This window comes from Megasphaera stantonii, assembly GCF_025567065.1.
GTDB lineage: Bacteria > Bacillota > Negativicutes > Veillonellales > Megasphaeraceae > Megasphaera > Megasphaera stantonii.
The window spans coordinates 19,281-44,092 of record NZ_JAOQKD010000012.1; the positions used below are offsets into that span (position 1 = coordinate 19,281).

Sequence of the window (24,812 nt, forward strand, 5' to 3'; positions counted from 1 at the left end):
CGTATCTGTTATGTATGTCAACCAAAAAGCCAGCAGCGCCCTCACCCGGTGCTACTCCATCGCAGCCGCTTCTTCCATCATCTCATGGATACAGTCCCTGAAGGCCTGAGCCGTGTCGGCCCGATTGATGCGTTCGCGCAGGGCCGCCGAGCCGTACATGCCCTTCGTGTACCACGAGGCGTGGGCCCGCATTTCCCGCACGCCGATATATTCGCCCTTGTAGGCCAGCAGGGATTCAAAATGCTCCAGAATTTGCTCGTACCGTTCCATCGGCGACGGCGGCGGCAGGATTTCACCCGTATCCATATAGCGGTATATCTGCGGGAAAATCCACGGATTCCCCTGGGCGCCCCGGCCGACCATGATGGCGGCGCAGCCCGTCGCCTCAAACATGTGCACCGCCGACGGGCCGTCTACGATGTCGCCGTTTCCGATGACCGGGATAGAGACGGCTTCTACGACCTGCCGTATCTTGTCCAAATCGGCGCGGCCGCTGTAAAACTGCTCCCGCGTCCGGCCGTGAACGGTAATAGCCGCCGCGCCGGCAGCTTCCGCCCGCTGAGCCAATTCAACGGCTGTAAAGGAATCGTCGTCCCATCCGGTACGCATTTTTACGGTGACGGGAATCGACACAGCCTTTACGACGGCGGCGATGACCTGTTCCGCCTTGGGCAAATCCTTCATCAAGGCAGAACCTTCGCCGTTTTTGACGATCTTTTTGACGGGACAGCCCATGTTGATATCGACAATATCTGCGCCAGCCTGTTCGACGGCTATCGCCGCCTGGGCCATGACGACGGGATCGGCCCCGAATATCTGCATCGACAGGGGATGCTCCCGCTCGTCGATATACAGCAGTTCTTCTGTATGCTTGTTTTTATAGCGTATCCCCTGAGAGCTGACCATTTCCGTGCAGACCAAAGCCGCGCCATAGCGGCGGGCAATGACGCGGTACGGCAAATCGCATACGCCGGCCATAGGCGCCAGGATGACCGGCCGTTCGAGCCGGACCGGGCCGATGGCAAAGGGCTTAGCAATTTCGTTCATAAATAATTCTCAGTCCTTCCAACGTCAGCATCGGTTCTACGACGTCGATGGCATTCGTTTCCGGCGCAAGGACGACGGCAAAGCCGCCTGTCGCGACGACCTTGGCGTTGCCGCCCAATTCCCTACGCATGTGATTGACAATGCCTTCGATCTGGCCGACGTAGCCGTAGTACACGCCGGCCTGCATGCTTTCCACCGTATTGCGGCAAATGACCTTTTCCGTGCGGCGGATTTCAATACGCGGCAGCTTGGCCGTGCGCTGCACCAAGGCGTCCGTCGAAATGCCGATGCCCGGGCAGATAGAGCCGCCGAGGTAGTTGCCCTTCTTATCGACGGCGCAGAAGGTCGTAGCCGTGCCGAAGTCGATGATGATGACCGGGCCGCCGTATTTCGCGTAAGCCGCCACGGCATTGACGATGCGGTCGGCGCCTACCTCGCGGGGATTGTCGTATTTAATATCCATGCCCGTCTTCACGCCCGGCCCGATGATGAGCGGCACCAAGCCGAAATAGCGCTGGCACATGCGTTCCAGCGTCGGCATCACCGGCGGTACGACAGACGAAATGATGATCGAATCGATATCTTCCGAATTCACGTCGTTCAAGTAAAAGAGGTCGCGAATCAGCACGCCGTATTCGTCCGTCGTGCGCAGCTTGTTCGTCGAAATGCGCCAGTGGTCCAGCAGTTCCTTTCCCTTGAATACGCCGAGAACAATATTTGTATTTCCTACATCAATGACTAATAACATACGCTGTACTCTCCCTGCCCTAAATGAAATAATATACGGTTACTATAATAACAAAGTTTTTCTTCCTTGGATAGGTCTTGCCGTCTATTTTCCCGAAGAAAAAGCGGCATGGCGCAGCCCGTTCTGTACTGCGTATGCCGCTCTATCCTATTCGATTGCCGCCGTCCGGTCAGACGGGGCGAACCCGCACGTCGCCGGCCAGCACCCGTTCCATGCCGTTTGCCGTCTCGACCATCAGGTTGCCGTTTTCATCCAGCGTCACGGCCTTTCCCGTAAACGACCGGTCCGACGCCGAGACTTCTACGTCCCGTCCCAGCATGCAGGACAAGACCTTCCATTCTTCCAAAATCGGCGCAAAGCCCTGCTCGCCCGCCACGTCGTAGTATCGTTCCAGTTCGCGCAGCACATCCTGCAGCAATTCCACCCGCTGTACGGGCACGTTTTCTATGGCAAAGCTCGTCACGGTCTTTTTCAGCTCCCGCGGCAGCGCTTTTTTGCCTAGGGCCGTGTTAATGCCGATGCCCATGACGACGTAGTTGATCTTTTCTACGGACGCGTTCAGCTCCGTCAAGATCCCGACCAGCTTCTTGTCGCCGATCAGGATATCGTTAGGCCACTTGATGCCGCAGTGAATGAGGCCGGCCCGGCGCAGTACCTTGGTCAGGGCCACGGCGGCGACCAGCGTCAGCTTAGAAACCTCCATAGGCGGAAAGGTAGGCCGCAAAATAAGGGAAAACCAAATCCCCTGGGCGAAGGGCGAAATGAAAGAACGATCCAGCCGCCCTCTCCCGCCGGTCTGTTCTTCGGCGACGACGATCGTCCCTTCGTCGGCGCCCTGGTCGGCCAGTCGTTTGGCCACCGTATTCGTCGAATCCACCTTTTCAAAATACACGATCTTTTTTCCAAACAGGCCGGTCTTCAGCCCGTTGGCAATCTGCTCCGGCCGCAACAGCTCCGGCGCTTCTTTCAAACAATAGCCTTTTTTCGTATACGATTCAATGACGTATCCCCGCTGTTTTAAGACGCGGATATGTTTCCAAACGGCTGTACGGGAAATCCCAAATAATTCGGAAATTTTTTGTCCGGATACGAAAGTCCCCTGATTCTCCATCAAATAATCCAGGATATCCTGTCTCATTCTTTTTCACTCCTAATACTAACGATACGATGCCGACATAGATATAGCTGACATACCTATATCTTTGGGCATACAGAAATTGTAGCATAAAAGAAATCCCTGTCAATATCAAGAAAAAGTAATATAAATCATTACATGTTTTATGTATCTGCCAGAAACTTTCTCCGTCACATAAAAAAGCTGCGACAGTGCCGCAGCTTTTTCATTTAGTTTTTGTCTTCTGATACGGTATTGCCCCACGGGCTGACTTCTACATGAGGCTTCTGCCCTTCCGCCGGTTCGGCGCCTTCGGCGCTTTCGCCGTCGCCTTCCGGCTTAGGCGCTTCCAGCGAACCATATTTAATCAGATTTTCTACCTGTTCGTGATTAATCGTTTCGATTTCCAGCAGCGCTTCTGCCATGCTGTGAAGAGCCTTGATGTTTTCCTTCAGCATGCGCAGTACGTCCGCATAGGCCTCGGTAACGATATCGTGCATTTCCTTGTCGATCAGTTCGGCTACGCCTTCGCCGTAATTGCGGTCGTGGCCCAGGCTCTTGCCCAGGAACACCTGGTCCTGCTGTTCGCCGAAAACCATCGGCCCCAGCTTGGAACTCATGCCCAGGCGGGTAATCATCTGGCGGACGATGCGGGTAACGCTCTGCAAGTCACCCGACGCGCCGCTGCTGATTTCATTGAAGACGATTTCTTCAGCAGCCCGGCCGCCCAAGGCGACGCGGATCTGCGCCAGATAATACGATTTCGTCTCATAGGACCGTTCTTCATTCGGCAGCATCATCGTATAGCCGCCGGCGCGGCCGCGGGGAATTATCGTGACCTTATGGACCGGGTCGGAGTTCGGCTGCAGCAAATAAGCGATCAGGGCGTGGCCCGATTCGTGAACGGCCGTCAGGCGCTTTTCCTTGTCGCTGATGACATGGCTGCGCCGTTCGGGACCGAAGCATACCTTTTCACTGGCTTCTTCCAGTTCGGCCATGTTGATGACTTTTTTATCGGCGCGAGCCGCCAGCAGCGCCGCTTCGTTCAGCAGGTTGCCCAAATCGGCGCCGGTAAAGCCCGGCGTCTTCTTGGCGATAATATCCAAATCGACGTCCTTGCCGAGAGGCTTGCCTTTTGCGTGCACTTCCAGGATAGCCCTGCGGCCCCGCAGGTCCGGACGGTCGACGGTGATCTGCCGGTCAAAACGGCCGGGACGCAGCAGCGCCGGGTCAAGGATGTCGGGACGGTTCGTCGCGGCAATCGTAATGATGCCTTCGTTGGCGCCGAAGCCGTCCATTTCTACGAGCAGCTGATTCAGCGTCTGTTCGCGTTCGTCGTGACCGCCGCCGAGGCCTGCGCCGCGCTGGCGGCCTACGGCGTCGATTTCGTCGATGAAGACGATGCACGGCGCGTTTTTCTTAGCCTGGGAGAAAAGGTCGCGCACGCGGGACGCGCCGACGCCGACGAACATTTCTACGAAGTCGGAGCCGCTGATGCTGAAAAAGGGAACGCCTGCTTCGCCGGCAACGGCCCGGGCCAGCAGGGTTTTCCCGGTGCCCGGAGGCCCGAAGAGCAGCACACCCTTGGGAATCTTGGCGCCGATGTTGTTGTATTTGCCTGGATTGCGGAGAAATTCGACGATTTCCGCCAATTCTTCCTTCGCTTCGTCTTCGCCGGCAACATCTTTAAAGGATACCTTGATTTTTCCTTCGCCGTGCATCTTCGCATGGCTCTTGCCGAAATTCATCACCCGGCCGCCGCCGCCCTGGGTCTGCTGCATGATGAAAAACCACACGCCGATGAGAATCAAAATCGGCAGGATAGAGCTCAGCAGGCTCATCCACCACGAGGGCTGTTCAGGCGGCTTGGCGATGACGTTGACCTCCGCGTCGCGCAGGGCCGGCATCATAGCCGCGTCCGTCGGGGCGTATGATGTAAAAGACGTGCCGTCCTTCAGCTGACCGACGATGGCGTGGTCGTCCGTGATCTGGACTGCGTCTACCTTTTTCTGCTGAACCTGATTCATGAAATTCGTATAGGAAATTTCCGATTTATCAGCTTTATTTGTCGTAAACGCATCGATGATAGAAACGGCAACGATGATAATCAGTAAGTATAAACTTACATTACGCACAAATTTGCTCAAGATACTACTCCTTTCAAAGTAATCTATCATTAAGTAATGTCATGCAACCAATACAATATCTATATTACCATACTTCGGACAATGCAACAACAGCTTTTCCTGCAAAACAAGACGGTAATAGTATATGTTTATTTCGTATATATTTCTTCCTTCAATATGCCGATATAGGGCAGATTCCGATAGGAGCTGTCATAATCCAGGCCGTAGCCGACGACGAAGGCGTCGGGAATTTCAAAGCCGTTGTAGTCGACGTGGATATCGACCTTCCGGCGCGACGGCTTGCTCAGCAAGGTAGCCAGCTTAACCGAATTGGCTCCGCGGTCTTTCAAATAGGGCACAAGATAGCTCAGCGTAATGCCCGTATCGATGATATCCTCAACGATGAGAATATCCTTTCCGGCGACATCGTTGTCCATGTCCTTGCGAATCGTAACCGCGCCGGACGACGTGGCCGACGAGCCGTAGCTGGAGCAGCTCATGAAATCAAATTTTACGGGAACCTGAATCTGGCGGGCCAAATCCGTATAGAACACGACGGCGCCTTTCAAAATGCCGCACAGCAAGATCGTCTTGCCGGCGTAATCGGCTGTTATCTGCGCGCCCATTTCCCGCACCCGTTTCTGTATTTGTTCTTCTGTAAATAATATTTCCTTTACGTCTTGATGCATATCGTATATCCTCCCCCGGAATGACAAATTATATATAGCGACGCAGGCTTTCCTGCGGTTCTTTCTGTTTTCATGATTTCGTTCTGCGCCGGCCCTTTATGCCCTGCGACACCACGACGCGCAAGTCGGCCTTCGTCGTATAGGCCGTGACGCTGCCCGTCTGAAACTGCTTGCCCGCGCCTTTGCAGGCCAGCTCCCGCATCGTTTCTACGTAATGAAAGGGTATATCCCGCTCCGTCCCCGCCGCGTTACGGCACAGCAGGCGCATGAGACGGCGCTGCAAGGCTATAGGCTGGCTGAGAAACCATTTCTTTTCTACGCCGGCTCCGCCTTCGCACGGTCTGACGTGAGCCTCGTACAGGCGGCTCGCCCATTGGGCCATGCAGTCGTCTTCGGCCTGGGCAATCTGGGCCAGCCGGTTTAAATCGCCGACGACGGACGGATTGTACTGCCGCAGCGCCGGCAGCAGCTCCAGGCGGATGCGGTTGCGCGTAAACTGGACGGAGTCGTTCGTTTCATCGTGACGGGGCGTCAGATTCCGCTCTTTGACATAGGCGTCGATCTCTCCGCGCGTTATGCCCAGGAGCGGGCGGACGACGTCGCCGGCTTGCGGCCGCATCGCGCCCAATCCGGCCAGTCCGCTGCCGCGCAGCAAGTGCAGCAGCACCGTTTCCGCCTGATCGTCCTGATGATGGGCTACGGCAATCGCCGCGGCCCCCAGACGGTCCTTTTCTTCGCGAAGCAGGCGATACCGCTCTCTCCTGCCGACAGCTTCCAGCGACGCGTGCTCCTGCGCCGCCAGCGTCGGCACGTCTGCCCGGCGGCAGGTAAATGGACAGGCCCGCTTCTCCGCTTCCTGCCGTACAAACCGGACCTCCTCGTCAGCGGCATCCCGAATGCCATGATGGACGTAGCATACGGCGAGGCGCAAGTTATAGTCCGGCCGCAGCCGGGCTAATATATCCAGCAACGCCAGTGAGTCGGGCCCGCCGGAGCAGGCGATCAGAACCGTCTCTCCCGGCTGAAACAGCGAATGCTGCCGGCAGTATGCTTCTACAGTTTCAACGACGTTCATAGACCGCTCCCGCCGCTTCCGCGCCAAGCGGCATCGTGGAAGGAATGGCGGTAAAAGACGCCTTCCATCAAATCGCTTTCGCTGATGCGAATGCTGTCAAAGCCATAGCGCTGCAAAAAGGAGCGGGCGACGGCCAGCCCGGCGACAATGATGTCGCTGCGCTTAGGCTGCAGTCCCGCCACATGGCGGCGGCCTTCAGGGCCCATGCGACGCAGTCTGTCCAGGTGATAGGACAGGCGGTCCAGCAGTACGACGCAGCCTTCGATGCGGGACGGATCGTACTCCGTCATTTCCAGCTCCATCGCGGCCAGTGTCGTCAGCGTTCCGCCTACGCCGATGAGGGACGCCGAAGGCTCTATGGGCGCAGGCAGCCATTGCCGGCTGCAATAGGCTTCCAAAGCGGCCAGTTCCTCTTCTTCCATCTGATTTTTTTTCGTCAGGCGCACGGCGCCTAAAGGATAGCTGTGAGACCAGGCGACGACGCCGTCCCGGCCGACGGCGACTTCGCTGCTGCCGCCGCCGATATCCAGCACGACGGCCTCCTTGCCGGCTTCAACGCCGGCCGCCGCGCCGCAGAAGCTGAGAGCCGCTTCCTCCAGGCCGGAAATGCAGCGGCAGTGCCAGCCAAAGCGGACCCGTATTTCCGCTAAAAAGGCCTGTCCGTCTGCGGCTTCGCGCACCGCGCTGGTCGCGACGGCGCAGACGGGAACGGATCCTAGCCGGGCCTGCCATCGGGCCATGGCCGCAAGGGAGGCCTCAATCCCTTCCGGCGATAAATGCCTTGTCTCTTCTATCTGATAGCCGAGGCGCGTCGTTTCCAATTCTTTCGCCGAAAACTTCCAGCGATCATCTTCCCAGCGGCCCGTCATCAGGCGCAGGGAGTTGGAGCCGATATCGACAACGGCAAATTCCTTATCCTTCATCTGTCATGTACCTCGTTCTAAACTCGGACAGCCTTTTCCAGTCGGTAAAACAAAAAGAGCATTCCAAGACAGGAATACTCTTTATTCGTCCTTATGATTACCGATATACGAAATCAATCGGCACGGCGAGCGCCGCGGCCGCCGCGTTTTGATTCGGTATTGCGTTTCAAATCCATCTGGCGTTCGTCACTTTCCTTCAGGAATTTACTAAGCCGGTCCTCGAAAGACAACGATGTAGAAGAGCGGCGATTCGAGTCAAAATTGTTGTGCTGGCGGAATTCATGTCTTGGACGGAACTCTTTCTTTTCCGGAGCCGGCTGGGTCTGTTTAATAGACAGGCCGATTTTTCCCTTATCGTCGACAGACAAAACTTTGACGTTTACTTTGTCCTGAACTTTCAAGAAATCGTGCACATCTTTTACATACTCATTAGCAACTTCAGAAATGTGGACCAAGCCCACCTTCTTGTCAGGAAGCTCTACAAAAGCGCCAAATTTTGTAATCCCTGTCACGGTGCCTTCCAATACACTGCCTACTTCGATTGTCATGTTACCTTATATTCCTCCTTGTATGCTTCAGCTTTGCTGATAACACGTATAACGCTATTATACTCATAAACGGCGAAAAATTCAATCGCAAAATAATGTAAATTCCTAAGGCGGAACGCCTCGTCAGCGCCTGTAGGGGATTTCTCCCGGCTCGGCCAGTCCGAACTGTTCCCGCGCCTGTTTTTCTACGGCATCGGGGGAAATAAGCTGTTCTTTCCTGTCCTTCAGCCGCTGGTTTTCTTCCGTCAAGGCCTGCTCCTGCTGCAGCGTCCGCTTCATGTCCTCGTGGATCTGCCACATCTGATACATGCGCAGGCACAGGAAAACTCCTCCGACCAGCAGTATGAGAAGGACGATGCCCTTGTACAGCGTCATCCCCTTCTTTTTTTTCGTACGCCGCCGGCGCACCGTCCCGGTACGTCGGAGCCGCCCATCCCGTTTTTCCGTCATGATTCTGCTCCTTTAATATAGGCACTGCAACACGCATGCTATAAGTATACCTTCATTTTCACTTAAGATAAAGTTTTTTCTCGATTTAATGGGACCCACTTTCGCAAACGCCGCTGATATTATATAATAGAACGTAAACTATGAAGAAACAGAGGTCTTTGCTCATGAGATATGAACCGATTACTCCTGAAATTTTAAAAAAACTGCAGGCTGCCGTCGGCCCTAAAAACGTCACGACAGATCCGGATAAAATGCAGCCCTACTCCCACGACGAAGTGACCGACCCGGCGTACCACCACATGCCCGAAGCCGTCGTCTTTGCCGAAACGGCCGAGCAGGTCGCCGCTGTCGTCCAGTTGGCCAACGACTATCATTTTCCCGTCGTGCCCCGCGGGGCCGGTACAGGGCTGGCCTGCGGCGCCGTGCCTATTTACGGCGGCGTCGTCCTATCCCTGGAAAAAATGAACCGCATTCTGGAAATTAACGAAGACGCCTTATACGCCGTCGTAGAACCGGGCGTCCGCACGTCGGACCTGCAGGACGCAGCCGAAGCCAAGGGTCTGTTCTACGCCGGCGACCCCTGCAGCGGCGACTCCTGCTTTATCGGCGGCAATATCGCCACCAACGCCGGAGGCAACCGGGCCGTCAAATACGGTACGACGCGCCATCAGGTATACGACGTGGAAATCGTCAATCCGACGGGCCGCATCGTCCAGCTCGGCGCACGCCTGCAGAAGCAATCGACAGGCTACTGCCTCGAGCAGCTGGTCATTGGCTCGGAAGGCACGCTGGGCATCATCACCAAGGCGACAGTCAAGCTCCTGCCGAAGCCCAAATACGCCCTCGATCTGCTGGCTGTTTTCGATTCGCCGGAACAAGCCATCGGCACCGTCGGAGCCATTTTAAAGCAAGGCATCGTCCCGACCTGCGTCGAATACATGGACAATATTACGATCCGATCGGTAGAAAAATATCTCCATGAAAAGCTGCAGGGCAGTGATTCGGGAAATTACCTCATCGTCGAAGTCGAAGGCATCAATGACGACGACCTGGACGACAAGGCCGTCGCCTTAGACGAGCTTTGCACGCAGCACGGCGCGTCGTCGGTCCTCGTCGCCGACCACAATAAAATCTGGCAGGCCCGCAAGGCCTTTGCCGAGGCAGTCCGCGCCGAAAGCCTCATCGTCAGCAAAGAAGACGTCGTCGTCCCCGTCGACCAGGAACCGCTCCTGCTGGCGGAAATTCTCCGCCTGGCCGGCAAATACAGCTTAATCACCCGCATTGCCAGCCACGCCGGCGACGGCAATATCCATCTCAACATCTTAAAGCCCGACGATACGCCCTACGAAGACTGGGCCCGCCGGGTCGAACAAAACCAGCAGGAGCTGTACGCCTTCATCTACGCCCACGGCGGCCGCTTATCGGGCGAGCACGGCATCGGCTTTAAGCGGAAGCATTTGATGGAAGAATTTACCAATCCCGACGAGCTGGCCATGATGAAAGCTATCAAAAAAGCCCTGGACCCCAACAATATCCTCAATCCGGGCAAAATATTCGACATAGAATAGGCCTGTCCCAGCCCGGCCGGCCGCGGCGGCTCTTGCCAAGGATAGCCATTCTGTGTATAATGATTCATGTAGTCATATATCTTCAGGGCAGGGTGAAATTCCCGATCGGCGGTATAGTCCGCGAACGCTACGGCGTAGGAGCCATGTGCTCGTGATTTGGTGCGATTCCAAAACCGACAGTATAGTCTGGATGGAAGAAGATACGATGGAGCTGCCTCCGCGCAGCTTGTGTTGTGTTGACCAAAAAGCCCTGACGCTGCTGGACAGACCGTCAGGGCTTTATCATATTCAGGAGGTTTTATTGTGGCAAAGGAAAACAGAAAATTCAATACCGTAGAAGAAGCAATCGAAGAATTGCAAGCCGGGCATATCATCATCGTCACCGACGACCCGGATAGAGAAAATGAAGGCGACTTTATCTGCGCCGCCCAGTACTGCACGACAGAAAACATGAACTTTATGGCAACGCACGGCAAGGGCCTCATCTGCATGCCCATGAGCATTGAATACGCCCGCAAGCTCGGCCTGCCGCCGATGGTAAGCGACAATACGGACAATCACGAAACGGCCTTCACCGTCTCCATCGACCACGTCGATACGACGACGGGCATTTCCGCCGTAGAACGGGCGCTGACGGCCCGCAAATGCACGGAAGAAACGGCCCGTCCCGAAGACTTCCGCCGTCCCGGCCATAACTTCCCCTTAATCGCCAAGCGCGGCGGAGTCCTGGCCCGCAACGGCCATACGGAAGCGACGGTCGACCTCATGCGCCTCGCCGGCCTGAAGCAAGTCGGCCTGTGCTGCGAAATCATGGCCGACGACGGCACGATGATGCAGACGCCGCAGCTATGGGAATTGGCCGACAAGTACAATTTAAAATTCATCACCATTCACGACCTGCAGAACTACTGCCGCCGTCACGACAAGCACGTCGTCCGCGAAGCCGTCGCTAAGATGCCGACGAAATTCGGCGAATTCAAAATTTACGGCTACGTCAACGACCTGACGGGCGAACACCACGTCGCCCTCGTCAAAGGCGACATCGGCGACGGTAAAAACCTGCTCTGCCGCGTCCACTCCGAATGCCTGACGGGCGACGTATTCGGCTCGTGCCGCTGCGACTGCGGCGAACAGCTGGCCGCTGCCATGACCCAGATCAACGCCGAAGGCCGGGGCATTCTCCTCTACATGCGCCAGGAAGGCCGGGGCATCGGCCTCATCAACAAGCTGAAGGCCTACGTCCTCCAGGAACAGGGCTATGACACCGTAGAAGCCAATGAAAAGCTGGGCTTTGCGCCAGACCTGCGCGAATATTGGATCGGCGCTCAGATTCTGCAGGATTTGGGAGCCAAAGAACTGCGCCTGCTGACGAACAACCCGGAAAAAATCTACGGCCTCGAAGGCTTCGGCGTAGAAATCGTAGAACGCGTGCCGATTGAAATGAAACCCCAGGAATTCGACGAATTCTATTTGGAAACGAAAAAGCATAAGATGGGACATATTCTTCCCCACCTGCGCTGATACAGCGTAATTATCTAAGAAAAAGAGCAGCATGCAGATTCTGAATAACCATTAGAAGTCTGCTGCTGCTCTTTTTGGCTTATACCTGCGGTTCTTTCAAAATAAACTTATCTTTGTAATAGTCAATCAGCCCATCTTTTTTCATCCGGCTCAGCTCTGCCGACATGGCGCTCCGGTCGACAGAGAGAAAATCGGCCAGCTGCTGCCGGTTGAAAGGCAGCGTAAACGACGGCGATCCCTGCCGCAGCGCTTCTTCCGACAAATAGAACATGAGCTTCTGCCGCGTCGACCGTTGTGACATATACCGTATTTTCTGCGTAAGCTGCATATTGCGCCGTGCCATGATAGCCAGAAGATTCAAAGCCACACGTTCCTGCGCTTTCGTTAAGACCTGGCCGGCATGAATAATGCTGTTTACGTTGATGAACATAACTTCCGTATCGTCTAAGGCGGCAACATCTACTGTCGACTTTACATCAGGAAGACACGCAAAGGCTTCGCCAAATAAACTGCCGGGGCGAACTTGGGACAAGATGTTGCGGTTGCCCCAGTAATCTTCCTGCAGGATGTGCACCGTGCCGGATAAGACAATGCCGATTTGCTCAATTGTATCTCCTGCATAGAAAATAAAATTCCCTTTTTTGTATTTCTTTTTATATATGTCCATCGCATCCAGTAGTTTGCCAATATCTTCTGTCCCGATGTGAGCAAACAACTCAGAATGTTGAATGACTGGTAAAAAATATTGCAATTTCATTCACCTCGTTGCAAAAACAACAGATTTTTCCTGCCCTGTATAGTATACTTTCACCATAAGGCAGCACACTACATGCCCATGCTATTTACGTATATAAAACCACTGGAGGAATACATTATGATTAGAAGAATTATTCAAATTGATGAAGAAAAATGCAATGGCTGCGGTGCCTGCGCAGCAGCCTGCCACGAAGGGGCCATCGCCATGGTAGACGGAAAAGCCCGCCTCATGCGCGACGATTACTGTGACGGACTAGGCGACTGCCTGCCCCACTGCCCGACGAACGCCATTACCTTTGTAGAGCGCGAAGCCGCTCCCTATGACGAAGCCGCCGTAAAGGCTAATATGAAAGCCAATGGTCTGAAACATACTGGCGGATGTCCCGGCAGCCAGTCCCGCGTACTTTCTCACGGCTGCCCCGGACAGGCAGCCATGTCTCTTCAGACGGCTGCAGCCGAACTTCCCAACACGCCGGCAGTCGCACAATCGCAGCTGCGCCAATGGCCCGTACAAATCAAACTCGTGCCGGTCAAAGCAGACTATTTCGACGGAGCCCATCTGCTCATCGCAGCGGACTGCACAGCCTATGCCTACGCTCGGTTCCATGAAGATTTCATTCGCAATAAAATTACGATTGTCGGCTGCCCTAAGCTGGACAGCATTGACTATTCCGAAAAATTGACTGAAATCATCAAACAAAATGATATCAAAGATGTCACCATTGTCCGCATGGAGGTTCCTTGCTGCGGCGGCTTGGAAATGGCTGCAAAAAAAGCACTCCAGCAAAGCGGAAAATTTATTCCCTGGCAGGTAAAGACCATTACGATCGACGGCCGCATCAAGGAAGATTAATGTCCTGACCTAAAACGATTCCCCATCTTTCATATTGTAAAAAAGAAGCTTATCTTTCATAGGATAAGCTTCTTTTTTATGGAGAGAAAATTCGTACCGCCTTATACGTTCCATTCTTCTTTCAGCGTAGACAAGCACATAAAAGTCTGAGACGACGAAACCGTCGGGATTTCGTTTAGCTCTTCCATAAGGAATTTTTCTAAATCATCAGGAGTTTTTACCAGCACTTTCAATAGGTAATCAAAGGCCCCCACAACGTGATGGCACTCCAAGACCTGAGGGAACTGAACGACCTTTTCCCGGAATTCTTCGACGTCGCCGGACCGTTCCATATTAACCATAATAAAAGCCGTGACGTTGTATCCCGTCTTACGGCGGCTGATTTTTGCGCCATATCCTTCAATGATACCGGCGTGTTCCATTTTTCTGATTCGTTCTGCTACAGCCGGTATGGACAAACCGACAACTTTGCTGATTTCCGTAGCAGAAGCTTTTCCGTTTCGCTTCAAAATTGTCAAAATTTTGTCATCAATGTGATCCATATGTCGTTACCATCCTCTACAAATATTTATAGTTATATTATCTTACATTTTGAAGAAAAAGTAAATATTATTCAAGAAAATACTTCCGTTTCGCTTAAAATTTTACATGTAAGGGGATGGTTATTCAGCTATACGAAAGTCGGCGTTCATGTCGGAAAAACGGCTGCGGAACCCGTCGGTCATGTAAATCGTTCCATCGTTTCCCGTAATTTCGCATTCTACGCCGTCCATGCCGTCGATAAAGGCCAGTCCCTTCTGCGGGCCTAACACAAAGACGACCGTCGTCAAGATATCGCTGAGCATTCCCGCATGCTCTACGTCTCCGTCGATGACGATAGAGTCGCTCATGACGCCCGAATCGGCTGGATATCCCGTGACGGGATCAAAAATATGGTGATACCGCTTTCCATCCTGAATGAAGTACCGTTCGTAATCGCCAGACGTCGACAAGGCCTGGTTTTCTATACTTACGATACCCAGGTATTCGCCATCTTTATCCGAACGGGGGTGCTTCATGCCGATGTTCCAGGCTTTGCCCTTGCTCGTCTTGCCGACGGCGTACATAGAGCTGGCGCCCATGTTTATCAGTCCGCTTTCAATATGATGGGCTTCGTAAATCTTGCGGACCTCATCGACAGCATAGCCCTTGGCGACGCCGCCCAGGTCGATGGACATACCAGCCTTGGCCAGCATGACGCTGTGGTCTTCCGGACGAAGGAGGATATCCTTATAGTTGACGCGCTGCATCGCTTCGGCCAGCTCTCCCGCTTCCGGAACGTGCTGATGTTCCGTCCCGATCTGCCAGAGATTGGTAATAATGCCGACGGTAATATCCCACTCGCCGCTGCTCCGTTCTGAAAAGCCCTTGGCAAAGGAAATCATCTCGTATACCGCCGGGTCTACCTGCACGTAATGGGAGCCGGCAGCAGCGTTGATCTTGCTCACGTCGCTGTCGGGATTCTGCGAGCTCGCCAGGGCGTCCAGCCGCGCGATGCGGGCAAAGCTTTCATCTACGGCTTCCTGTGCTTCTTTCCCAGTCGCCCGCAGAGAAACGGTCGTATCCATGGCGATACCGCTCCTATCATAAGAAGACTCCGGATGCAGAGAGCATCCGGAGCAACTCATCACGACCAGGAAAGCGGCGGTAAGAATATATCTTGCCCTGCGTTTCCAGTTCATCATATTAACCTATCTTTTCTTCTGCTTTTACGTCAGCCAGCAAGGAAGCAATCGCCTTCGTCGGGCATTTTGCTACGCACGTAGCTTCTTCGCAGTTATGGCAGATTTCCGGATTGACGACAGCCAAATGGTCGACAACCTTAACGCCGCCTTCATGAGCGCAGTTCTTCACGCACAGACCGCAGCCGATACAAGCAGCCGAGCAGTCCTTACGAGCTACAGCACCCATTTCCTTGGACGAGCAGCTGACGGAAACCTTCGCGCTGATCGGCAGCAATTCAATGACGTGGTTCGGACAAATGCTGGCGCATTTACCGCAGCCGGTGCACAGCTGTTTATTAACCTTCGGAAGACCGTCTTCGCCCATAGTCATAGCGCCAAAGGGGCAGGCCTTTACGCAGTTGCCGAAACCGAGACAGCCGTATTTGCAGAATTTCGGACCCTGCTGTACGATTTTAGCGGCAGCGCAGTCATGAACGCCTTTGTATTCATAGGCCAATTTCGCGATGCCGTTGCCGCCGCGGCAGCGGATATGAGCGTATTTCGGTTCCGTAGCTTCGGCAACCTTACCGGTCAGCTGGGCGACGATAGCTGCAACTTCAGCTTTACCGGGAACGCAAAGGTTAGGCGGAACATCGGGATCAAGAACGACAGCTTCTGCGTATTTAGCGCAGCCAGGGAATCCGCAGGCGCCGCACTGGCCTTTCGGCAATGCTTCTTCAACTTCGCCGATAAGCGGATTTTCTTCCATGGCGAACTTCTTATCTGCAAATGCAAGGACAAAGCCGAACACTACGCCGATGCAAGTCAGAATAACGACTGCCATGATTGCAATCTCAGTGTAATTCATAATAAATATTCCAACTCCTTTGCGTAATTAAATCATACCGGAGAAACCGAGGAAGGCCAACGAAAGCATACCGGCAACGATGAAGGCAATCGGAGTGCCTTTGAGCGAATGAGGTACGTCGGCGAAATCCAGTTTTTCACGGGCGCTGGCCATGAGGACGAGGGCAAGCGCAAAGCCTAAGCCGGAACCAATAGCAAATACGAGATTTTCAAGGAAGTCGTAGTTGCTGGTAATGCTGATAACCGGTACGGACAATACGATACAGTTCGTAGCGATCAGCATGAGGTAAATGCCCCACATGTTATACAGCGTCGGGGACATCTTTTTAATGACGATTTCCAACAACTGTACGAAGCTTGCGATCAAGATAACGAAAGAAATCGTACGAAGGAACGTCAGATCAAACGGAACTAATACATAGTTGTACAAAAGCCAAGCAAGAACCGTACTCATCGTCAAGACGGATGTTACGGCAAAGCCCATGCCTACAGAAGCGTTGAGGTTTTTGGATACGCCGAAGAAGATACATAGGCCGAGGAACTTCGTCAATACGAAGTTATTGATCAATACAGCGCCGACAAACAGCGTAAAGTATTCGCCCATTATCCTTCACTCCCTTTCAGTTGTCTTGCTCTTTCGCGGGATTCATTCCAGATCTTAATGCCGGCCATCATGAAGCCGATGAGCATGAATGCTCCAGGCGGCAGAGCCAAAATCAGAGCAGGCTGGTATTCCGGCCCGAACATCGGAGTGCCGAGCAGCGTACCGTTGCCGAAGAGTTCACGAACGACGGAAATGCAGATCATAGCGATGGTAAAGCCGACGCCCATGCCCATGCCGTCGAGGAAGGAAACGACGATGCCGTTCTTCGAAGCAATCGATTCAGCGCGCGCCAGGATGATAGCAAATACGACGACCAAGTCGAGGTATACGCCGAGGGCCTGGTACAAGTCCGGAGCAAACGCCTGAAGGAACAGCTGTACGCACGTTACGATCGTAGCGATACAGGTAATGTATACAGGTACGCGGACCTTTTTGTTAATGGTCTTACGAATAATAGATACGACTACGTTGTTGGACGTAATAACAAACCATACTGTCAAACCCATGGTCAAACCGTTTACTACGCTCGTCGTAACGGCAAGGCCCGGGCACAAGCTCAAAGCTAATACGAAATACGGGTTTTCTTCAATAATGCCTCTGCTAAATACTTTCCAAAGACTCATTATTTATTGCCTCCCTTCGTTGCGCCGGCAGCGGGCTGGGAAGAAACGCTCTGGCCGCTCAAAGCAGCAGCTTTTTCAATCGCTTCTTTAACGCCTGCGGAGAAAGCGCGGGAAGAAATCGTAGCGCCGGTCAGCGCCTGAATTTTATTCGGCTGATTCGGTTCTTTCGTTACTTCCAGGCCGTCGATTTTCTTGCCTTTGAACTGATCTTTAAACGGAGATTTCGCGCCTTTATCGCCAAGGCCCGGCGTTTCGTTTGCAGAAAGAACGGTATAATCGATAACGGTGCCGTCGGCAGCTACGGCCGTCAGCATTTTAATCGGGCCGCCGTATCCTTTCGGAGCCGTCGGAATGATGTAAGCTACGGGTTTGCCGCCTTTTTCAGCGATAAACGTATCAGCTTCGCCCTGTACGGGAACGAATTTATCAGCGTCCGCAACCAAGGCTTTCATGGAATCCTGTTTCATCTGTTCTGCTTTGTCGGCTGCAATCGGGCCGGTGATGAAGAAGACGACGCCGATGATACAACCCGAAACTAAACAGGTCAGAATAAGATTCAATGCAACCTTAATGATGCTGTTTCCATGATTGTCTGTCATGTTATTTTGCCCCCTTTGTTTTAACTTCACCAAAGACGGTCGGTTTTACAAGGCGGTCGATAAGCGGCGTCAATGCGTTCATCAAGAGGATGGAATAGCAAACGCCTTCAGGATAACCGCCGAAGAGACGAATCAATACGGTGATAAGACCTGCGCCTAAAGCGAAGATGATTTGGCCTTTCAAGGTAATCGGAGCCGTTACCATATCCGTTGCCATGAAGAACGCGCCGATGATAAGGCCGCCGGCCATCATCTGGAACAACGCAACGTTGGGGCCGTAAGCAACGCACATGAGAACGCCGACAGTAGCGATCATGACGACAGGAACCTGCCAGTTGACATAGCCCTTATAAATGAGGTACAAGCCGCCAAGGATCAGGAGAACCGTAGAGGTTTCGCCCAAAGAACCATTGCGCGTACCGATGAACAGGCTCTGGTAAATCGTGCCCCAGTCGTTCGTGCCGAACAGCTGGAACAGGGCGTCCGTGCCGCCGTGCTTGAATACGTTCAGCGGCGTAGCGCCGGCGACGCCGTCAACGACCGTGCCGTTGAGCTGCGTCCACGTCGTCATGGCGACAGGCCAGGAAACCATCAAGCCTGCGCGGCCGACGTGAGCCGGGTTGAAGAGGTTATGACCAAGGCCGCCCATGGACTGCTTGCAGACGACGATAGCCAGGAAGGAGCCGATGATGCTCATCCACCAGGGAAGGCTCGGCGGGCAGCACATAGCCAGCAAGAGGCCGGTGATAACAGCGGAACCATCTTTAATGGTTACCTTTCTGTGCATACCTTTTTCCCATAAAAATTCGAAAACAACTGCGGAAACAATGGCTACTACGATATTGACGAGGGCATTGACGCCAAAGTAGTAAACGCCAAACGCAGCGGCAGGCACGAGGGCGGCAACGACGCTCCACATAATTTTAGGGACCGTTTCGTTACAGCGAACATGCGGCGAAGATGATACAGTAAGTTTTAATTCCTGCATGTCTTTAGCATCCTTTCCTATAGTTTGTCCTTTAGCTTCTGGACTCATGATATCCCTTCTTCCATTAGATCTTAAGCCTTCTGTGCCTTAGCCTGAGCGGCTGCCTGAATGGCTTTGCACTGAGCTTTTGCATTGCGGATATACTGGACGATGTTGCGTTTTGCCGGGCAAGTGTATACGCAGCTGCCGCATTCGACGCAGTTCATGACACCGTATTCCATGCACTTATCCCATGCCTGGCAAGAAGCGAAGATGCTCAGCTGGCTCGGAACCAAACCCATCGGACAGGCGGTGACGCAGCGGCCGCAGCGGATGCACGATTCTTCTTCGCCGACCTGGCATTTTTCCGGAGACAAGGCGAGAATACCGGAAGCGCCTTTTGTAATAGGAACATCAAGCTGGTACTGGGCAAGACCCATCATCGGGCCGCCGGCAATAATGCGGTCCGGCTGCTGAGAAAAGCCGCCGCAGTAATCGATAGCTTCCTGGAAGGTCGTACCGATACGCAGGGACAGGTTCTTCGGTTCTTTGATGCAGTCGCCCGTAACCGTCGTCAAGCGTTCGATGAAGGGGATTTCGTGGCATACGGCGTCGGCAATCGCAATGACCGTACCGACGTTGCTTACGACGCAGCCGACGTTCATCGGCAATCCGCCCGGTTCGACCTGACGGCCCGTGCAGGCTTCGATCATCATTTTTTCAGCGCCCTGCGGGTATTTCGTTTTGCAGGTTACGACCGTAACTTCAGGGATATCCTTGAAAGCTTCCGTCATGTTCTTAATTGCTTCCGGCTTGTTGTCTTCAATGCCGATGAAGCCCTGTTTTACGCCGAGAGCCTTCATGCAGATCTGCACGCCCGTTACGAGTTTTTCCGTCGTTTCTTTTTCGACCATGGCGCGGTAGTCGCAGGTCAGATACGGTTCGCATTCGGCGCCGTTTACGATAAAGGTGTCGACAGGTTTGTTCGGCGTCAATTTTACATGAGCAGGGAACGTAGCGCCGCCGCAGCCTACTACGCCGGCCTTTTTAATCAGTTCGACGATTTCCTTGCTATCGAGCTGTTTCCAGTCATGTTCTGCCGGAAGACCTTCTGCCCATTCGTCCTTGCCGTCTGCCTCGATAACGACGGCCATGCATTTGACCATCATATTATGCGGCATCGGAGCTACCTTGACGACTTTACCGGACGTAGAAGCGTGGATGTCAGCATGCAGGAAGGCATCGCTGGTCCCAATAACCTGGCCTTTTTTTACCAGGTCGCCAACCTTGACTGTCGGAGTACAAGGAGCACCAAAATGCTGGCTCATAGGGATGACTACTTGATCCGGTACTGCCGGGGTTTCAATGGCTTTATCCTTAGCGTAGATTTTGCCATCATCAGGATGAACCCCACCTCTTTTAAAGGTATTCAACATCAAAAATCACCTCATTAATATATAATGAAAAATAATAAAAACATGAAGCAACTATTTCGGATACGCGGCGCCCCAGCTGCGCTGCAGCCTGCGCGCGCCTGTTCCTGCCGACTGCGCCGCCGTACAGGCCGCTGCCGCCGCAGTGCTGCCGGCCAGATTCCGACGACACTACGCCGCATGTCCAAGGGTGCTCCCTTCACGCGTTTTCGTACCCGCCCTGCAAAGGCATTTGATACAAGCATGCGTTGCAGCCGGTTTATCCCATCGTTTTCCTTCTGCATAAGCCGGCTGACTAGAAAAAAATAAATCGAAAGAAAGTCCGCTTCATTTCCGAGACATACTTTCAATCGCCTATATTATATCATCATATATTCTAATATTCAATGTGAAAATTATAGCAAAGACGGCGATTCTGGCGAATTTTTCGCATATATGCCTGCCGCGGCGGCGGCAAAAGAAGGGCAAAAAATTCAATAAATATTCAAAACAGCGGATTTACGTGTTTTTTACAATTCCCCCCAAAGAAGTGTGTTTTTCTTATCGGCACGTATAGTTGCACATTCCGCATCCATGACATTTCATCATATTTATTATTCTTTTATCGCTTCATCTTATTGAAAATAATTCCTATGGCGATGTGTTCTTCTTGTCACATATATATCTTTTGGTTTTCCAGGATCACATATAAAAAACAGAGGTTTTTATTGCAAAAACCTCTGTTTTAAAAAGTCGTAACGTATTATTGTTTCTTTAAATCCAACGCCGTCTTGATCAGGCCTTTGAACAGCGGATGAGCCTTCGTCGGACGGGATTTGAATTCCGGATGGAACTGGCAGCCGACGAACCAGGGATGATCCTTGATTTCGACGATTTCGACAAGGCGGTCGTCCGGCGACGTGCCCGAAATCACCAGGCCGGCTTCGCTGAGCTCCGTTCTATATTTATTGTTGAATTCCCAGCGATGGCGATGGCGTTCGTAAATGAGGTGCTCGCCGTATACGTCGAAGGCCTTCGTATCCTCTTTCAGCTTGCAGGGATATACGCCCAAGCGCATCGTGCCGCCTTTGTCGGAAATATCGACCTGATCCGGCATGAGGTCGATGACGGGGAAGGCTGCGTCTTCGTTGAATTCCGAGGACGTAGCGCCCTTGAGGCCGCCGACGTGGCGGGCAAATTCCATGACGGCGCACTGCATGCCGAGGCACAAGCCCAGGAAGGGAATCTTGTGCTCGCGGGCATACTGGACGGCGCGGATTTTGCCTTCAATGCCGCGGTTGCCGAACCCGCCGGGAACGACGATGCCGTCGATGCCCTGGAATACGTCTTCCATCGAAACGGCCGGGGCTTCCAGCGATTCCGAATCAATCCAATGGATATTGATCTTGGACTTGTAGGCGATGCCGGCGTGGTTCAGGGCTTCGGCGACGCTCAAATAGGCGTCGTGAAGGGCGACGTACTTGCCGACGAGGGCGATGTCCAATTCGTTTTCCGTGTGGTAAATATCGTATACCATCTGCTTCCAGTCTTCCATGTCGCACGGTTTGTCCGGCAGGTCCAGTTTTTCCAAAACGATGCGGTCCATGCCTTCTTCCGCCAGGAGCAGCGGCACTTCGTAAATGCTGTTCAGCGTCTTGTTTTCAATCACGGCTTCCTTGTCGATGTCGCAGAACAAGGCCAGCTTTTCCTTCATATCGTCCGACAAGGGACGTTCCGTACGGCAGACGATGATGTCCGGCTGAATGCCGATGCCGCGCAGTTCCTTGACGCTGTGCTGGGTCGGCTTGGTCTTCAGTTCGCCGGCTGCGCCGATATACGGGACGAGGGTGACGTGGATGTACAGCACGTCGTTGCGGCCGACTTCCTTCTTAATCTGGCGGATAGCTTCCAGGAAGGGCAGGCTTTCGATATCGCCGACGGTGCCGCCGATTTCCGTAATGACGACGTCGGCGTTGTCGTCGTCGCCTACGCGGTACACGCGCTGTTTGATTTCATTGGTAATATGAGGGATAACCTGAACGGTATGGCCCAAATAATCGCCGCGCCGTTCTTTCTGCAGGACGGACCAGTAAATCTTGCCGGTCGTAACGTTGGAGTTCTTGCCTAAGCTGATGTCGATAAAGCGTTCGTAATGACCTAAATCCAAATCTGTTTCCGTGCCGTCGTCTGTGACGAATACTTCCCCATGCTGATATGGGCTCATCGTACCGGGGTCGACGTTGATATACGGGTCAAATTTCTGAATCGTAACCTTGAAGCCGCGATTTTTCAGCAGCCGGCCCAAGGCCGCCGCCGTAATGCCTTTCCCCAATGAAGAAACAACCCCGCCTGTGACAAATATGTATTTAGCCATAATTCCTCCCTGCTGAGCTTGCGCTCCTATGAATACTGATAACTATATGCTTGAAAAGTACGTAGTGTTTATTTTTATTATATTACATTTTTTCAGGCGCAGAAACCCCTAAAATAGCCAAACTGTTGGCAATCGTAATCCGCACGGCCGTAACCAGGGCCAGGCGCGCCTTTTCCAGTTCCTTGTCTTCCTGAATGATGCGGCAGTGATTGTAGAACGTATGGAACAAGCCGGCCAGCTCGTGGGCAAAGTGAGCGATGCGGTGCGGCGCCCGTTCGCGGGCAGCCCGCTGTATTTCTTCCGGGAAGGCCGCCATCTTTTTGATCAGTTCCAGTTCCTGTTCGTCCTTCAGTTTATCCCACTGCACGTCGGCCCAGTTCATATCCAGCGCGTCGCCGGCTTCCTGAACCTGGCGGTAGATACTGTAAATGCGGGCGTGGGCGTATTGGATGTAATATACGGGATTTTCGTTGCTGTGCGATTTCGCCAAGTCCAAGTCAAAGTCGAGCTGCGTGTCGAGAGAACGCATGATGAAGAAATACCGGGCCGCGTCGGCGCCGACTTCTTCGATGAGCTCGTTGAGGGTAATTGCCTGGCCCGTGCGCTTGGACATCTTGACCGGCTTGCCGTCACGGAATAAGCTGACCATCTGCAGGAGCAGTATTTCCAGCTTTTCCGGGTCGTAGCCGAGAGCCGCCATAGCCGCCTTGACGCGGGCCACGTAGCCGTGGTGGTCTGCCCCCCAGATATTGATGAGGCTGTTGAAGCCCCGGTCGTATTTATTCTTGTGATAGGCGATATCGGCGGCCAAATAGGTAGGTACGCCGTTGTCGCGAATGACGACGCGGTCCTTATCGTCGCCGTAATCCGTCGATTTCAGCCACAGGGCGCCGTCTTTTTCATACATCTTGCCGCGCTGCTTCAGCACATCACATGCCGCATGAATTGCATCGGGGTGAAGGGTCCGTTCGCTGAACCACTTGTCAAAATGAACGTTGAAGGCGGCCAAATCCCGCTTTAAGGCTTTCAGCTTTTCAACATAGGCCCGGTCTTTAAACAATTCCAGCCGTTCCTCTTCGGGCATATTCAAGTAGGCGTCGCCGTCCTGGTCGATAATCGCCTGGGCCGTATCGATGATGTCGTGGCCGTGATAGCCGTTTTCCGGGATATCCGCTTCCCGTCCCAGCAGCTGCAAGTAGCGGGCATTGACCGAGGCGGCCAGGTTGTTCATCTGATTGCCTGCGTCGTTGATGTAATATTCTGCCTGCACGTTGCAGCCGGCGGCGCGCAGCAAGTTGACGAGGGCGCTGCCGTACGCTGCGCCGCGGCCGTGGCCGACGTGAAGGGGACCTGTCGGATTGGCGCTGACATATTCGACCTGTATCGTGTCTTCTTCACGCAGCGGCGCTTTGCCGTAATCGGCGCCGGCGGCTAGTATATTTTTCAGCGTATCGTAAATGACGTCGTGCTTTAAAAAGAAATTAATGAATCCGGCGCCGGCGATTTCCGCCCGGTCCAGCCAGGGATAGTCCATCTGCGCGACGATGGCTTCGGCGATCATCTTCGGCGCACGGCGGGCAATGCGGGCCGACTGCATGGCGATATTGGTAGCAAAATCGCCGAATTCCTTCTGCGGCGGAACTTCCAGGCTGATAGCCGGATAGTCGCCGGCAGGAAGAGTCCCTGCCGCAATCGCTTTGTCCAGAGCTTCAGCAATGCCCTGTTTCAATAATTCCTTCATTTCCATTACAGTTATCCTCCTGCACAGTAATCGTTAATTGCGTATAGTTTGAACCGACGCCTTCCAAATCGACATCGTAGCCGAGATGAATCGTGCCGACGCCATCGCATAGCTGAACGTCACACTCATAGGTTCTGAATGTGACGTTCAATGCGCCGATAGGCGTTTCATACTTAGAATGCGAAACCTTTCCCTTGCGGTATTCCTGACGCTGGTGCACCTTTCCGAGACGCAGCAGCATGACCGCGCCGTCCGGCAGGACTTTGATAACCGTCGTCACGCCTTCCATATCGGTCAGCTCGCTTTCTTCGTACACGATGTACTGCGTGCGTTCTTTTTTATACGCCTTGCCTTCGGAAACGAGCTCGATAGCCAGCTCCTCTCCCTCTTCGTTGCGCTGAACGCTCTTTACCTTTACGATGACGGGCTTCATGCATTCCAACCTTTCTTATCATACTATCAATAATCCAATATTGCTATTATATAACAAGTGCCGGGAAAAAG

At 53.4% G+C, this 24,812-nt stretch carries 24 protein-coding genes and 1 riboswitch; of the genes, 3 read left to right on the plus strand and 21 right to left on the minus strand.

Going from position 1 to position 24,812, the window contains the following annotated elements:
• Positions 1-51 precede the first annotated feature (51 nt).
• The 9 genes from dusB to OCV58_RS07645 form a co-directional block, all read right to left on the minus strand.
• On the minus strand, positions 52-1,047 hold the full coding sequence (gene dusB / locus OCV58_RS07605) for a tRNA dihydrouridine synthase DusB (RefSeq protein ID WP_154877462.1): 996 nt from the start codon (positions 1,045-1,047) through the stop codon (positions 52-54).
• Positions 1,031-1,795, minus strand: coding sequence for a type III pantothenate kinase (locus tag OCV58_RS07610; RefSeq protein ID WP_154877463.1), 765 nt, complete (start codon positions 1,793-1,795; stop codon positions 1,031-1,033). Before OCV58_RS07610 ends, dusB begins: the two co-directional genes overlap by 17 nt.
• Before the next feature lie 169 nt (positions 1,796-1,964).
• A complete protein-coding gene (locus OCV58_RS07615) occupies positions 1,965-2,933 on the minus strand; it encodes a biotin--[acetyl-CoA-carboxylase] ligase (protein ID WP_154877464.1) in 969 nt (322 codons plus the stop codon).
• 206 nt (positions 2,934-3,139) lie between these two features.
• Positions 3,140-5,056: an ATP-dependent zinc metalloprotease FtsH gene (gene ftsH, locus OCV58_RS07620; RefSeq protein WP_198643539.1), complete on the minus strand. Its 1,917-nt coding sequence runs from the start codon at positions 5,054-5,056 to the stop codon at positions 3,140-3,142.
• 128 nt (positions 5,057-5,184) lie between these two features.
• Positions 5,185-5,724 (minus strand): hypoxanthine phosphoribosyltransferase, encoded by a 540-nt coding sequence (gene hpt, locus OCV58_RS07625; protein WP_154877465.1) that lies wholly within the window; start codon positions 5,722-5,724, stop codon positions 5,185-5,187.
• 70 nt (positions 5,725-5,794) lie between these two features.
• Positions 5,795-6,799 (minus strand): tRNA lysidine(34) synthetase TilS, encoded by a 1,005-nt coding sequence (tilS, locus tag OCV58_RS07630; protein WP_154877466.1) that lies wholly within the window; start codon positions 6,797-6,799, stop codon positions 5,795-5,797.
• Positions 6,796-7,722 carry a Ppx/GppA phosphatase family protein gene (locus OCV58_RS07635; RefSeq protein WP_154877467.1) on the minus strand — a complete coding sequence of 309 codons (927 nt, stop codon included), beginning with the start codon at positions 7,720-7,722 and terminating at the stop codon, positions 6,796-6,798. The genes tilS and OCV58_RS07635 overlap by 4 nt, the downstream gene beginning before the upstream one ends.
• A gap of 113 nt (positions 7,723-7,835) precedes the next feature.
• On the minus strand, positions 7,836-8,270 hold the full coding sequence (locus OCV58_RS07640) for a S1 domain-containing RNA-binding protein (RefSeq protein WP_087476792.1): 435 nt from the start codon (positions 8,268-8,270) through the stop codon (positions 7,836-7,838).
• 123 nt (positions 8,271-8,393) lie between these two features.
• A complete protein-coding gene (locus OCV58_RS07645) occupies positions 8,394-8,720 on the minus strand; it encodes an FtsB family cell division protein (protein ID WP_087476791.1) in 327 nt (108 codons plus the stop codon).
• 164 nt (positions 8,721-8,884) lie between these two features.
• On the opposite strand from OCV58_RS07645, the gene OCV58_RS07650 reads away from it, so the two are divergent.
• Positions 8,885-10,288: an FAD-binding oxidoreductase gene (locus tag OCV58_RS07650; RefSeq protein WP_154877468.1), complete on the plus strand. Its 1,404-nt coding sequence runs from the start codon at positions 8,885-8,887 to the stop codon at positions 10,286-10,288.
• 74 nt (positions 10,289-10,362) lie between these two features.
• Positions 10,363-10,494, plus strand: a riboswitch (FMN riboswitch).
• 97 nt (positions 10,495-10,591) lie between these two features.
• Complete coding sequence (locus OCV58_RS07655; protein WP_087476789.1) at positions 10,592-11,809, plus strand: bifunctional 3,4-dihydroxy-2-butanone-4-phosphate synthase/GTP cyclohydrolase II; 1,218 nt, start codon at positions 10,592-10,594, stop codon at positions 11,807-11,809.
• Positions 11,810-11,888: 79 nt separating this feature from the next.
• Here the strand turns inward: OCV58_RS07655 and OCV58_RS07660 are convergent, their stop codons facing one another.
• On the minus strand, positions 11,889-12,476 hold the full coding sequence (locus OCV58_RS07660; protein ID WP_267312841.1) for a Crp/Fnr family transcriptional regulator: 588 nt from the start codon (positions 12,474-12,476) through the stop codon (positions 11,889-11,891).
• Positions 12,477-12,683: 207 nt separating this feature from the next.
• Here OCV58_RS07660 and OCV58_RS07665 point away from each other — a divergent pair, with 207 nt between their 5' ends.
• A complete protein-coding gene (locus OCV58_RS07665; RefSeq protein ID WP_154877470.1) occupies positions 12,684-13,418 on the plus strand; it encodes an ATP-binding protein in 735 nt (244 codons plus the stop codon).
• Between the two features lie 101 nt (positions 13,419-13,519).
• Here the strand turns inward: OCV58_RS07665 and OCV58_RS07670 are convergent, their stop codons facing one another.
• From OCV58_RS07670 to OCV58_RS07720, 11 genes are all read right to left on the minus strand, one after another.
• A complete protein-coding gene (locus tag OCV58_RS07670; protein ID WP_087476787.1) occupies positions 13,520-13,960 on the minus strand; it encodes an Lrp/AsnC family transcriptional regulator in 441 nt (146 codons plus the stop codon).
• 120 nt (positions 13,961-14,080) lie between these two features.
• Positions 14,081-15,025: an FAD:protein FMN transferase gene (locus tag OCV58_RS07675; RefSeq protein WP_095629174.1), complete on the minus strand. Its 945-nt coding sequence runs from the start codon at positions 15,023-15,025 to the stop codon at positions 14,081-14,083.
• A gap of 118 nt (positions 15,026-15,143) precedes the next feature.
• Positions 15,144-15,989: an RnfABCDGE type electron transport complex subunit B gene (rnfB, locus tag OCV58_RS07680; RefSeq protein ID WP_087476785.1), complete on the minus strand. Its 846-nt coding sequence runs from the start codon at positions 15,987-15,989 to the stop codon at positions 15,144-15,146.
• A 27-nt stretch (positions 15,990-16,016) separates the two neighbouring features.
• Positions 16,017-16,592 carry an electron transport complex protein RnfA gene (locus tag OCV58_RS07685; protein ID WP_087476784.1) on the minus strand — a complete coding sequence of 192 codons (576 nt, stop codon included), beginning with the start codon at positions 16,590-16,592 and terminating at the stop codon, positions 16,017-16,019.
• Positions 16,592-17,215, minus strand: a complete 624-nt coding sequence (gene rsxE, locus OCV58_RS07690) for an electron transport complex subunit RsxE (RefSeq protein ID WP_087476783.1) — start codon at positions 17,213-17,215, stop codon at positions 16,592-16,594. The genes OCV58_RS07685 and rsxE overlap by 1 nt, the downstream gene beginning before the upstream one ends.
• Positions 17,215-17,814, minus strand: coding sequence for an RnfABCDGE type electron transport complex subunit G (locus tag OCV58_RS07695; RefSeq protein ID WP_154877471.1), 600 nt, complete (start codon positions 17,812-17,814; stop codon positions 17,215-17,217). Before OCV58_RS07695 ends, rsxE begins: the two co-directional genes overlap by 1 nt.
• Before the next feature lies 1 nt (position 17,815).
• Entirely contained in the window at positions 17,816-18,850 is a 1,035-nt protein-coding gene (locus tag OCV58_RS07700; protein WP_087476781.1) for an RnfABCDGE type electron transport complex subunit D, read from the minus strand.
• Between the two features lie 23 nt (positions 18,851-18,873).
• On the minus strand, positions 18,874-20,217 hold the full coding sequence (gene rsxC, locus OCV58_RS07705; protein ID WP_154877472.1) for an electron transport complex subunit RsxC: 1,344 nt from the start codon (positions 20,215-20,217) through the stop codon (positions 18,874-18,876).
• A 739-nt stretch (positions 20,218-20,956) separates the two neighbouring features.
• Positions 20,957-22,567, minus strand: coding sequence for a CTP synthase (locus OCV58_RS07710; protein WP_154877473.1), 1,611 nt, complete (start codon positions 22,565-22,567; stop codon positions 20,957-20,959).
• 82 nt (positions 22,568-22,649) lie between these two features.
• Positions 22,650-24,314, minus strand: coding sequence for an arginine--tRNA ligase (argS, locus tag OCV58_RS07715; protein ID WP_154877474.1), 1,665 nt, complete (start codon positions 24,312-24,314; stop codon positions 22,650-22,652).
• Positions 24,277-24,741 carry a YwiB family protein gene (locus OCV58_RS07720; RefSeq protein ID WP_154877475.1) on the minus strand — a complete coding sequence of 155 codons (465 nt, stop codon included), beginning with the start codon at positions 24,739-24,741 and terminating at the stop codon, positions 24,277-24,279. Before OCV58_RS07720 ends, argS begins: the two co-directional genes overlap by 38 nt.
• Positions 24,742-24,812 lie beyond the last annotated feature (71 nt).

Excerpts from the sequence above, each read along its gene's own strand:
- rsxC (WP_154877472.1), bottom strand. The coding sequence starts at position 20,217 with ATGTTGAATACCTTTAAAAGAGGTGGGGTTCATCCTGATGATGGCAAA.
- OCV58_RS07710 (WP_154877473.1), bottom strand. The coding sequence starts at position 22,567 with ATGGCTAAATACATATTTGTCACAGGCGGGGTTGTTTCTTCATTGGGG.
- OCV58_RS07685 (WP_087476784.1), bottom strand. The coding sequence starts at position 16,592 with ATGGGCGAATACTTTACGCTGTTTGTCGGCGCTGTATTGATCAATAAC.
- rsxE (WP_087476783.1), bottom strand. The coding sequence starts at position 17,215 with ATGAGTCTTTGGAAAGTATTTAGCAGAGGCATTATTGAAGAAAACCCG.
- OCV58_RS07695 (WP_154877471.1), bottom strand. The coding sequence starts at position 17,814 with ATGACAGACAATCATGGAAACAGCATCATTAAGGTTGCATTGAATCTT.
- OCV58_RS07640 (WP_087476792.1), bottom strand. The coding sequence starts at position 8,270 with ATGACAATCGAAGTAGGCAGTGTATTGGAAGGCACCGTGACAGGGATT.
- OCV58_RS07635 (WP_154877467.1), bottom strand. The coding sequence starts at position 7,722 with ATGAAGGATAAGGAATTTGCCGTTGTCGATATCGGCTCCAACTCCCTG.
- OCV58_RS07720 (WP_154877475.1), bottom strand. The coding sequence starts at position 24,741 with ATGAAGCCCGTCATCGTAAAGGTAAAGAGCGTTCAGCGCAACGAAGAG.
- rnfB (WP_087476785.1), bottom strand. The coding sequence starts at position 15,989 with ATGAATTACACTGAGATTGCAATCATGGCAGTCGTTATTCTGACTTGC.
- OCV58_RS07700 (WP_087476781.1), bottom strand. The coding sequence starts at position 18,850 with ATGAGTCCAGAAGCTAAAGGACAAACTATAGGAAAGGATGCTAAAGAC.
- hpt (WP_154877465.1), bottom strand. The coding sequence starts at position 5,724 with ATGCATCAAGACGTAAAGGAAATATTATTTACAGAAGAACAAATACAG.
- OCV58_RS07675 (WP_095629174.1), bottom strand. The coding sequence starts at position 15,025 with ATGGATACGACCGTTTCTCTGCGGGCGACTGGGAAAGAAGCACAGGAA.
- argS (WP_154877474.1), bottom strand. The coding sequence starts at position 24,314 with ATGGAAATGAAGGAATTATTGAAACAGGGCATTGCTGAAGCTCTGGAC.
- OCV58_RS07670 (WP_087476787.1), bottom strand. The coding sequence starts at position 13,960 with ATGGATCACATTGATGACAAAATTTTGACAATTTTGAAGCGAAACGGA.
- OCV58_RS07615 (WP_154877464.1), bottom strand. The coding sequence starts at position 2,933 with ATGAGACAGGATATCCTGGATTATTTGATGGAGAATCAGGGGACTTTC.
- OCV58_RS07610 (WP_154877463.1), bottom strand. The coding sequence starts at position 1,795 with ATGTTATTAGTCATTGATGTAGGAAATACAAATATTGTTCTCGGCGTA.
- OCV58_RS07645 (WP_087476791.1), bottom strand. The coding sequence starts at position 8,720 with ATGACGGAAAAACGGGATGGGCGGCTCCGACGTACCGGGACGGTGCGC.
- dusB (WP_154877462.1), bottom strand. The coding sequence starts at position 1,047 with ATGAACGAAATTGCTAAGCCCTTTGCCATCGGCCCGGTCCGGCTCGAA.
- OCV58_RS07660 (WP_267312841.1), bottom strand. The coding sequence starts at position 12,476 with ATGGACATATATAAAAAGAAATACAAAAAAGGGAATTTTATTTTCTAT.
- OCV58_RS07665 (WP_154877470.1), top strand. The coding sequence starts at position 12,684 with ATGATTAGAAGAATTATTCAAATTGATGAAGAAAAATGCAATGGCTGC.
- tilS (WP_154877466.1), bottom strand. The coding sequence starts at position 6,799 with ATGAACGTCGTTGAAACTGTAGAAGCATACTGCCGGCAGCATTCGCTG.
- OCV58_RS07650 (WP_154877468.1), top strand. The coding sequence starts at position 8,885 with ATGAGATATGAACCGATTACTCCTGAAATTTTAAAAAAACTGCAGGCT.